Genomic DNA, 10,250 nt, shown 5'->3' with positions numbered 1-10,250 from the left:
ATCCAGCGCAGGGCAAACTGAGCCATTGTCATGCCTGCAGGCACCAAGGGTCGCAGCTCCTCAACGGCCTGCAGGCCCGTCTCGTAGTCGACGCCCGAGAAGGTTTCTCCCTGATCAAAGGCTTCACCGTGACGGTTGTAACTGCGATGATCGGTAGCGGCAAATTGGCTGTCGGGACGCAGCTTTCCCGTGAGCAATCCGCTGGCCAGCGGTACACGCACAATGACGCCTACCTGCCGCTCCTGAGCTGCCGCAAAGAATTGCTCCGCCGGCTTGTGCCGGAAGATATTGAAGATGATCTGAACACTCTGCACATTGGGGTAGCGAATGGCCTTCAGCGCTTCTTCGACTTTCTCAACGCTCACCCCGTAGTAGCGGATCTTGCCCTGCTGCACAAGATCGTCCAGGATGCCAAAGACCTCGGGCCGGTCGTAGACTTCGGAAGGCGGACAGTGGAGCTGGAGCAGATCGATGGTCTCGGTCTCAAGATTGCGCAGACTGCGCTCAACGAAGGCGGTGAGATTTTGTCGATTGTAACCATCGGCAGTGTGGGGATTGAGACGCCGCCCGGCCTTGGTAGCAATATAGACTGGCTCTTTGCGTTCTTTGCGTACACGAGCGATGAGCTGCTCAGAATGCCCATCGCCGTAGACGTCAGCGGTGTCAATGAAGTTGACGCCGAGATCAATCGCTCGATGCAAGGCGGCTATAGCCTCCCGATCGTCCGTAGGCCCCCAGGCATCTCCTCCAATGGCCCAGGCCCCAAAGCCGATAGCCGATACTTGCCAGCCGGTACGTCCCAGCGGTCGATACTCCATACGCCTGTCTTGCTCTCCTTCCTGTGAGTGAGATCTAGCCAGCAGCTAGCTGACATGCCGCTAACCGGCACTCGCTCTTTGATTGTAACGCAGGCAGGGGAACAGCGCCAGGCGTCGCCAGGCCGTTATCGCCCTCAGAGCATCTATCGCCCAGCGACCCGGCAGAGAAGCCAACAGCAGCCCACAATCAAGCTATCTCGCCGGGCAGCGCGGCGGTCTTCTCCAGACCTGTGACTTTTTTGTCTCCTTGCCGTCTAAAGGGGACGTGTATAGCGATAGTTATCGCCAGCCCGGCGGCCAGCCCAGAATCATAAGGCTCTGGCGCCGGCGCGGCGTAGCCGCTCAACAAGAGAGTCTGAGTATACAACAAGAAGACTCCGTTAAGGAGGGGAGAACAACATGCCGGTCGTCAATAACATTGGTCAGGCCTTTCTGACCTCCCTTGCTAACGCTCTGAATCTGGTTCTGACCTTCATCCCTAAGTTTCTCGGCTTTCTGGTCATTTTGCTGGTCGGCTGGATCGTCGCCAGCGTGCTCAGCCGTACAGTGACCTTCATTTTGCGCCGCATTGGCTTCGAGCGCCTGGGAGCCCGCGTCGGCCTGAATCGCCTGGAGCAGAATACGGGCATGCGCTTCGACATTGTGGCCATTCTCGGCACCATCGTCTATTGGTTCATCTTCCTGATCTTCCTGGTGCCTGCGGTCGATGCGCTGGGACTGAGCACCGTGAGCAATATCCTGAATGAGCTGATTGCCTATATTCCCAATGTGTTCGTCGCTGTGCTGGTGCTCTTCCTGGGACTGCTGGCCGCCAGCGTGGTGGGCGATATTGTGCGCGGTGTGACGGCCACGACGCGTGTTGGTAACCCCGCTTTGTTCGCCGCCGTGGCACGCTACGCCCTCATCGGCTTCGCTGCTTTGATTGCCCTTGAGCAGCTACAGATTGCTCCTTCGCTGCTCAATATTCTCTTTACCGCCGTGGTCGGCGGTACCGCCCTGGCCTTCGGTCTGGCCTTCGGTCTCGGTGGCCAGGATGCAGCGCGCCGCTTGCTCAGCCGCGGTGGCCTGTTGACAGCCCCTGCGGGCGAGAGCGCTCAGCCGCTGCCTACCACCACAGGCGAGCAGCCTACTCAGCCGGCTCAGCCAACGGCTCCCGCTTCTCAGACACAGCCCGAAGCCGCTAACTAGGCCAGTGCTGCTTTGCTGCAGCTTTCGCAGCTCACATTGGCAGCTACGCTAACCAAAGATCAAGCCTGGGAGGCCTTCTCTGCTCCAGTCCAGACCCTGGGGAGCGGCAAGGCCTCCCAGTCAGAGCTGTCTCCCCTCTTCCCTGGTCTCTCCCCTTTTCGCTCCCTCTCATCGCTGTCTCGCATCGATCGCGATAGCTACCAATTTATAACTTCTGGATATACACAATTATCACAAAGCCATGCTATAGTTCATAAGGAGAACACAGAGAGCCAAACAGCCCAAAGCATGCCGCCGAGAGGCAACCTATGACGAAGCCTACCCCTGCCGTCTCAAAATCTCTATATAGATTGCGCTATCCGACCGGGCACCTTGCCCCTCTGGTTCTGTTCTTGATCCTGTTGACCGCTTGCACTCTGACGGCAGGCCCAAGTCCGGGTGCGTCCTCAAGCGCTACGCCTAGGTCCCAGGTCACAGCCAGGCCATCGCCAACACAGTTGCCTGGTGAGCAGCGCTGGAAAGAGGGTGTCTCGTCTCTGCTCTTCGGCACCAACGATACTCAGGAGTGGAGCCAGAATAATATTGAGACGAATCCCGCCTTCCAGGCCTCTTTGAAGGAAGCCCACTTTACCCTGATGCGAACGTTTTTCTTCGACCATAGCCTGGCCGATGGTCATGCTACAAGTGATGCTGAACTTGAGCAGCGCCTGCGCACGATCGAGCAGAGCGGCATGACTTGTCTGGGAGTGCTGGCCAATATTTTCGATGTGGCCTTCCTCAAGCACGTGGTGAGCTACGCCGGCTCACGCTGCTTGCTCTACGAGTTCGGCAATGAACCCGATTATAATGGGATCTCCAGCGCGAGTTATTTGAAGCAGTGGAATAGTGTGATCCCTCAATTGCGACAGTTGAATCCCCAAGCCCGTTTCATCGGACCAGTGATTAGCCAACCGAGCGCGACGGAGTTCTTGCGCGCCTTTCTACAGGGCGTGCGAGCTTCTGGTGTGCTTCCCGATGCGATCAGCTTCCACTGGTACCCCTGCTGGCAGAATAGCGAAAGCGACTGCTTGAAGCTGGCCGACAGCGCAACGGTGGCTATCCAGGGCGTTCGCTCGCTGACGCGCCAGATTCTGGGACGTGAGCTGCCCATAGGGATTACGGAGTGGAATTTCGACCCGGGCAATCCTCCACCTGCTTATGGTGAGAAGAGCGACTTCATCACGGCCTTTACGAGGCAGGCGCTGCAGGCAATGATCAGCGGAGGCCTGACCTTTGCCTGTCAGTTCGATGCGGCCAGCTATGCCGGCTACGGACATCTCGATCTTTTCGATGTGGAGACCAATGCTCCCCGTCCTCAATACTATGCGATGAGAGACGTTATCGCTCAATACTACCCCGGCTCCGCAGGAACACAGGCCAGGCAGCCATCGTCGCAGCTACGCGCCAGCCCCCTGGTCTCACGCGGCAAACCGGCTTTCTGCTCAGCCAATGATGACGGCCCAGGCGGCCCAGCGGCCATCGTTGACGGCCACTATGGCAATTGGGCTTTCTGGCATGGCACTGATCGCTCGCTGCCCTCGTGGTGCGCCATCCACGTGGGCAGCGGCCCCTCACGCTTGCTGCTGATCTGGACCAGCGACTACGTCTTCGACTATCTGAGCGATAGCGGCCCTACCCCTCGCTCCTACACAATCGCTGTCTCGGCTAATAGTAGCAATGGCTCCGACGGCTCCTGGAAAACGCTGGCGACAGTCTCCGCCAATCGGGCACGTAACCGCGAGCACCTGCTGTCATTCTCCGGCATGTCCTGGGTCAAGATGACGGTCACCGGCGTCCAACCCGGCAATCGCGAACATGAGTTTCTCATTGATGAAATTGATCTTTTCGACGTTTCTAGCCAGACCGCTCTCAATGATAGTTTTTTCTGTCTGGGAACCTCGATCACAGCCCTCTCCTTTAATCGCTTCGCAGAGCATCAGCCTGCCCTTCCTGAGCTCGTACACGCCGCTTATCCGGCAGACTTTCCGGCGCTCGTCAATGGTGGCATCGGTGGACAGACGAGCACTGGCATGCTTGACCAACTTGATACCTTCCTGGCGCTTAATCCCGATATGCACTACTGGTTGATCGAAGTAGGGACCAACGACGCCTTTGGACAAGTCAGTCCGGCCACCTATCGCCAGACGCTGCAGCAACTGGTAACGCGCATTAAACAGGCTGGCCACGTACCGGTGCTGGCTCTGGCCCCCTACAGCAACCGCACCGCCGACAGCGCTGTCCTCAACGCAGAGATCGAACAGCTCAACCGCATTGTCCTAGAGATCACGCAGAGCGCTGGTCTCATGAAAGGACCTGATCTCTACAGCCTCTTTCGAGCACATCCAGACTACCTCAGCGCCGATGGCATTCACCCGAGCGATGCCGGAGCTATAGCCATCAATCGGGCCTGGTTCGAGGCACTGCAAGGGTACAGGCTCTGGAGCTAAACAAAGCGCCGGCCTGCTGACTCAACAGGCCTTTTCTCTCGCCTGCTCTGCGCCGAGCCAGAGCGGTCTGCTGCATGGCAGCGGCAACTTGGGGTCCGGTCCAAGTGCGAGGGCAGGGTCAAGGCAACTCCAGGGTTCAACTCACTAGCCATTAAGGGGCCAGGCAACGGCCCCGAAGCAAGCAGCCTCGCCCGTCAGGCACTCAGTCCGATCCACAGAGCAAGCATAGGCGTCTTACAGGTCTGACAGAAGCACCGGTCGCTAGCGCCAGCATCAGGCCCCGTCAGGGTCAGGACCTAGCCCCTAGCCGCCGAGGTGACTGATCTCTGGAGCATCGACAACCGGGCCACCGGTACCGGTCCTTATCCCGCTGGTCAGACTGTCGACGCTGTCGCCGCCTGTTTCTGCTGAGTCGGCCTGCTCCATTGCCACGGCCGCCACCGTCTCGGTCGGCGACGATCTCCCCTGGCGCCGGCGAAGCACCGCATCAAAAAGCGCCACCAGATCAGCCCGTGGGATCGTGCGTAGCAGTGTCGCGGCCGTCAGGTAGACGACCAGCGCCACGGGAAGCAGAGCCAGAATGGCCCACTGACGAAGCAGCCAGACGACCAACGCCATCACCAGACTCGCGGCCAGCGCCTTCAAGGCTACCGTGAGGCTGCCACGGGGCCAGAGTGTGCGAGGGATAAAGAAGAGGAAAGGCCCAATAAAGAGCAGCTCCGTCAGGGACGTCACCAGAGCAGCCCCATCCTGATGGTAGAGCGGGATCAGGAGCAGATTGAGGCCCAGATTAAAGACCAGAGCCACACCGGCCATGAGCGTCATCTTCTGCTCCTGATGGATACTGACCAGCACAGTACTGAGCACCATATTCACATAGAGAAAGACCAGACCGGGGGCCAGAAGCTGCAGCACCCGGAAAGTATGGGCGAATTCGGGACGGTGATAGAGGAAGCCGATAATGTTGGGAGCCGCCACGACCATCAAGGTCGCCATCGGGATGCTACAGAACAGCAAGAAATTCAGCGACTTCCCGATAGCTAGACGGAGCGCATCCAGCGACTGTACGGCCAGCTTAGAAAAAACAGGATACATGATGGCAGCAATGACCAGGCTTGGCAGAAAATTCAAAGTATCGAAGAGGCGATAGCCAGCGCCATACCAGCCCACCATTGCCTCATTGCCCAAGAGGGAAAGCAAGACCACGTCGAGGCGATAGTAGAGCACCCCCAGCACGCCGTAGATCAAAAAAGGCAGGCTGGAGCGCAGCAGCAGGCAGATTGTCTTGCCGTCCAGCAGCAGGCTGAAGCCGACCCAGCGCAAGAAACAGAGCGCCTGCCAGAGCATATTTAACAGCGCGCCGCCGCAGAGCACCCAGGCCATTGCCACAACCCCAGCGCCATGTTTGAGGAGCAGGTAGCCAAACAAAGCAGATGAAGCTTTCTCCAGAATAGTGCCCACGACCGGCGCCACATTGCGCTCAAAGGCATAGTGCGCCGCAGCGAAGGCCGTCCCCATACCTGTAAAGAGCAAGGTCAGCCCGCTGATCATCACCAGCGTACGCACTTCAAGATCGTAACCCAGCAGCCAGGGAATGGCCAACAGCAGCGCATAGAGCAGGCCCCAGGTTACCGCCTTGATCAGCAAGGTATTGGCCAGGTAGCGTACGGCTCGCTCTGGCTCCTGAGCCACATCGCGTGTCAACTGCTGATTAAAGCCCTGCTCCATCGGGAAACCAACCAGCAGGGCCAGCGTTATGGCAAAATACAGCTCTCCAAACTTCACATCGCCTAAGAAGCGCCCGTAGGCGATCGTCAGCAGCAAAGTAGAGGTCCAGGTGATCACCTGACCTCCCAGCGAAATGAGCGTATTATAGACCACACGGCGCAATCGCTGCATACCCAACTCCCTGCAAAGGACTTGCCTTCAGGAGACGCATAGGCCTGCCAACTGTGCGGCAGCGCTTTTCTGGACGATCCTCTTTTAAGGTATAGCCGCCAGGGGTGATGATGGCATGCTGATGGCGGTAGAGAAGCAGTGGTCTTCTCGCCGGGAACCGCTCGCTAGCCGCGCTAGGCAGCAAGGACGGCCAGGCGCGCCATCTTCGCTTGGAGATCAGAACTAGACAGGGATGCGCTGGCTCTCTATAATGAAGCTCGCCCGGCAGAAGATGGACGGCCCAGGCAAGCAGAAAAAGGACGAGTAGGACAGCTACGCTGACCAGCCTCCGATCTCCTTGAGGAGATAGAGGCGAGCAGGAAAGATCAGTACGGGTCCTGAAACCAGCAGCGGCCTAATTGCACGTCAGAAGTGTCTGAGGCTCCTCTGCCAACACGAGCAGGACGGCCTCACTCGCGGAATGGCTTTTCATTGGCTCTGCTTCTTGTGTGAGTGATGCCTGATGTCGATCAATACTGTAGAGCGTGAGACAATCCTCTCCGATGAGGCGCTGGTGCGGCGCTGCAAAGAGGAACTGCCACATGTCACGAGCAGCTTTGAGCTGCTGGTGGCTCGCCATATGCAGCGCGTCTATACCCTGGTCTTTAAGATTGTCAATGATCACGAAGAGGCCGAGGATCTGACTCAGGAGGTCTTTCTGAAGGTCTACCGTGCTCTGCCCCGCTTCGATATGCAGTGCGCCTTTACAACCTGGCTCTACCGTATTGCTACTAATACCGCTTTAGATGCTATGGATCGGACAAGGCGCACACGTCAGCAAGTGATCCACCTGAGTCGTTCTGTCAAACCTTCCCAGGGTGACCGGCAATGGCGCGAGCCAGCGCTCAGTGAGCTGCCGGCCCCTGAACCGCTGCCGGAAGAGCAGGCGCTGCGCCGTGAGTTGCGCGAGTGCATTCATCGCGTCTTGCGCCGCCTGGACCGCGAACAGGCCAGGGTCTTATTGTTGCGCGATCTGGAAGATTTGAGCTACGAGGAACTGGCTCAGGTGCTCCAGGCCGGACTGAGCGCCGTCAAGATGCGTGTTCATCGCGCACGCCTGGCCTTTAAAGAGCTGTTCGGCGAGTTTTGCGGGAAAATTTATCAGGTCTTATCGATGGCTGATCAAAAAGAGAAAAAAAGAAAACAGGGAAGCAATGGAAAGGAGTCTCATCTTTAGATGAATTGTGAAGAATTGTCGCAACTCCTGCCGGATTTGGTAGAGGGCACACTGCCGCCAGCCTTGCAGGCCGAGGCCGAGGCGGCTTTGCCTTTATGCCCAGAGTGCCAACGCGAGCTTGAGCTAGCGCGCCAGGTGCGGACCTTGCTGAGCACTCTGCAGGCCGAATATGTGGGCCTGCACCTGCCTGCCGATTTTGAGCGGCGCTTGTTAGCGCGCATTCATGCGGAACAAAGCAGCCTGGAGCTGCTCGATCTCTCCTCACAGACGCTGTTGCAGTGGCTGATTGATCTGATCAACCTGATCGGCGCGCTGCTCGACCCGGCCACGGGCACGCTGCGCCTGCAGACGCAGCCGTCCGCTTAATTGAAGAGACGGCGCTTTGTGGAGGTGGTCGCTTGTTATGAGTTTGCAACCGTTATGGCAGTCATTAGTGAGTGTTGGCAGCAGCCTATTGGCCTTCATTCCTCGTCTGGTGAATGGTCTCATCGTTTTTCTGGTTGGCTATCTGATCAGTTGGTTGGTCCGCTGGCTGCTGCGCTTTCTCTTTCGCCAGACACGCCTGGAGCTGCTCTTTGAACGCATTGGGCTGAGACGCTCGCTGGCAGCACTTGGTATGCGCATTCCTTTGAGCGAGTTGCTCGCGCAACTGGTCTTTTTCTTTCTGCTCCTGAGTTTCTCGATCCAGGCAGTAGAGCTGATGGGGCTGACACCGGTAGCTGCTCTGCTGCAAGCCGTCCTGCTCTTTCTCCCTCGCGCCATCAGCGCTGCTCTGCTGCTTTTGCTTGGCTCGTTGCTGGCGCGCTTGTTGGGCAACACCGTAACGGCTGTCGCGCGAAATGTCAATATTGCTTATGCGAGCGCGCTGGGCAGGCTCATCGAATATACGGTGGTGGCCTTCCTGTGCGTACTGGCGCTGGCGACCCTGGGAGTCGAGACCACGCTACTGACCACCAGCCTGACCATTGTTGTGGCGGCGGCAGGCCTGGCAGTCGCACTGACTTTCGCTCTGGGAACGCGCGAAGTGGCGCGCCATGTGATCGCTGGCTACTATGTGCGCCAGCAGTTCCGCCGTGGTCAGCGGGTTACCTTGGGGGAATATAGCGGTACGGTGCAGGCTACGAATGGAGCCTATACGACGCTGGAAGTGGCAGCCGAAGATGGAGGTCGTCGGCTGATCGCCTTGCCTAATGCTCTGCTCCTGCAGGGCGTGGCCATCAGTGAGGAACCTGCCCCAGCCAGAGCAGAGCCCAGACCGCCGGCTGAGCCTGGTAGAGACCAGACCGCGTCAGGAGATGAGCCGCCTTCTCCTCCCGAAGGGCAACAGGAGCATGGGCAAGATGGGGATCGTGATCAGCAGTGAGGAAGAGCGGGCTGACGGACAGCGCGACTGACCTGGCCCGCTCTCTGGCTGGGAAGCTTTGGTAAGCCTGCTCCGCTAAAGGAACTGGAGGCCACTTGTTCCTCCTCTTAGGAAAGATTGGCTGCTTTAGTTGTTAGAAAGAAGGCGTATTTCACTATGCAGTTTGGGGTAATTGTTCCACAGGGCTGGCGCCTGGACCTGACGGGTTTTTCTGATCCTGTGACAGCCTATGAGGCGATGACCAGGGTGGCCCGCGAAGCTGAGGCGCTTGGCTTCCGCTCGGTCTGGCTCTACGATCACTTTCATACGGTGCCTGTCCCAACGCAGGAGGTGACTTTCGAAGCTTGGATGTCTACCGCGGCTCTGGCCCGCGATACGCGGCGCGTGCGTATCGGCCAGATCGTGACTTGCAATAGCTATCGCCATCCGGCCTTACTGGCGAAGATGGCAAGCACGGTCGATGTGCTGAGCCACGGTCGCTTGATCCTGGGGATCGGCGCCGGCTGGTATGAGCATGAGTATCGGGCTTACGGTTATGAGTTTCCTTCCACGGGGGAGCGCTTGGCCCGCCTGGATGAGGCCCTGCAGGTGTTGCTGGCTATGTGGACACAGGAGGAGGCCTATTTTGAGGGCCGCTATTATCAGGTGCGCGGCGCGATCAATCAGCCCAAGGGCGTGCAGCGTCCGCATATCCCCATCTTGATCGGCGGTAGCGGTGAAAAGGTGACACTGCGCCTGGTGGCCCTCTATGGCGATGCCTGTAACTTCGGTGGCGATGTCGAAACAGTCCGACATAAGCTGGCAGTACTGCGCCAACACTGCGAGGCTGTGGGTCGTGATTATGAGAGTATCTGGCGCACAGTGATTATTGACGAGTGCGCTGTCGCAGAAAGTGAGGCGGAGGCGGTGGCCAAGCTGCGCCCTGAGCAGCGCTCCAATCTGGAGCACCTGCGCCGTACCCAACTGATCGGCACGCCGGAGACTATTCGCTCCCGTATCGCTGAGTATGAGGCCTTGGGTATCCAGGAGTTGATTATTCATTTTGTGGATGCCGCTACTAATCTCGAAGCGTTGCGCCTCTTTGCTCGTACTTGCCTGTCTGTCTGACCAGACATCAGATCTGATCGACTTGTTCTCCTCCCCAAAGGCTGACTACTGGCTCTTCGAGAACACATCTATGTCGCCGAGCCTTCTTGCTTCCAGCCGGATGATAAGAAGAGCTTGGCGACCTCTTTTGCATATCTTGCATTGACAATGATCTCCTCTGAGTGCTATACTAT

The 10,250-nt window shown here is 58.1% G+C and carries 8 protein-coding genes; 6 read left to right on the top strand and 2 right to left on the bottom strand.

What is annotated here, in order from left to right; translation table 11 throughout:
• Positions 1-818 (bottom strand): aldo/keto reductase (locus IRZ24_RS11535; RefSeq protein WP_297164195.1); only part of this gene is annotated, 818 nt, incomplete at its 3' end.
• A 399-nt stretch (positions 819-1,217) separates the two neighbouring features.
• Between IRZ24_RS11535 and IRZ24_RS11530 the strand changes: the two genes are divergently transcribed.
• Entirely contained in the window at positions 1,218-2,006 is a 789-nt protein-coding gene (locus IRZ24_RS11530; RefSeq protein WP_297164192.1) for a hypothetical protein, read from the top strand.
• A gap of 497 nt (positions 2,007-2,503) precedes the next feature.
• The gene (locus IRZ24_RS11525; RefSeq protein WP_297164189.1) at positions 2,504-4,492 is read left to right on the top strand and encodes a GDSL-type esterase/lipase family protein; all 1,989 of its coding nucleotides are present in this window, start codon (positions 2,504-2,506) and stop codon (positions 4,490-4,492) included.
• Positions 4,493-4,795: 303 nt separating this feature from the next.
• On the opposite strand, the gene IRZ24_RS11520 is transcribed toward IRZ24_RS11525, so the two are convergent.
• The gene (locus IRZ24_RS11520; protein ID WP_297164186.1) at positions 4,796-6,391 is read right to left on the bottom strand and encodes a flippase; all 1,596 of its coding nucleotides are present in this window, start codon (positions 6,389-6,391) and stop codon (positions 4,796-4,798) included.
• Between the two features lie 502 nt (positions 6,392-6,893).
• On the opposite strand from IRZ24_RS11520, the gene IRZ24_RS11515 reads away from it, so the two are divergent.
• From IRZ24_RS11515 to IRZ24_RS11500, 4 genes are all read left to right on the top strand, one after another.
• Positions 6,894-7,607 carry a sigma-70 family RNA polymerase sigma factor gene (locus IRZ24_RS11515; RefSeq protein ID WP_297164183.1) on the top strand — a complete coding sequence of 238 codons (714 nt, stop codon included), beginning with the start codon at positions 6,894-6,896 and terminating at the stop codon, positions 7,605-7,607.
• On the top strand, positions 7,608-7,973 hold the full coding sequence (locus IRZ24_RS11510) for a zf-HC2 domain-containing protein (protein ID WP_297164180.1): 366 nt from the start codon (positions 7,608-7,610) through the stop codon (positions 7,971-7,973). It abuts the gene before it with no gap.
• 37 nt (positions 7,974-8,010) lie between these two features.
• The gene (locus IRZ24_RS11505; protein ID WP_297164177.1) at positions 8,011-8,970 is read left to right on the top strand and encodes a mechanosensitive ion channel; all 960 of its coding nucleotides are present in this window, start codon (positions 8,011-8,013) and stop codon (positions 8,968-8,970) included.
• A 156-nt stretch (positions 8,971-9,126) separates the two neighbouring features.
• The gene (locus tag IRZ24_RS11500) at positions 9,127-10,077 is read left to right on the top strand and encodes an LLM class F420-dependent oxidoreductase (protein ID WP_297164174.1); all 951 of its coding nucleotides are present in this window, start codon (positions 9,127-9,129) and stop codon (positions 10,075-10,077) included.
• Positions 10,078-10,250 lie beyond the last annotated feature (173 nt).

The sequence above is a fragment of the Thermogemmatispora sp. genome, from assembly GCF_019683755.1.
Lineage (GTDB): Bacteria > Chloroflexota > Ktedonobacteria > Ktedonobacterales > Ktedonobacteraceae > Thermogemmatispora.
The sequence above is the reverse complement of the archived record's forward strand: the minus strand, read 5'-3'. Positions and strand labels throughout refer to the sequence as shown.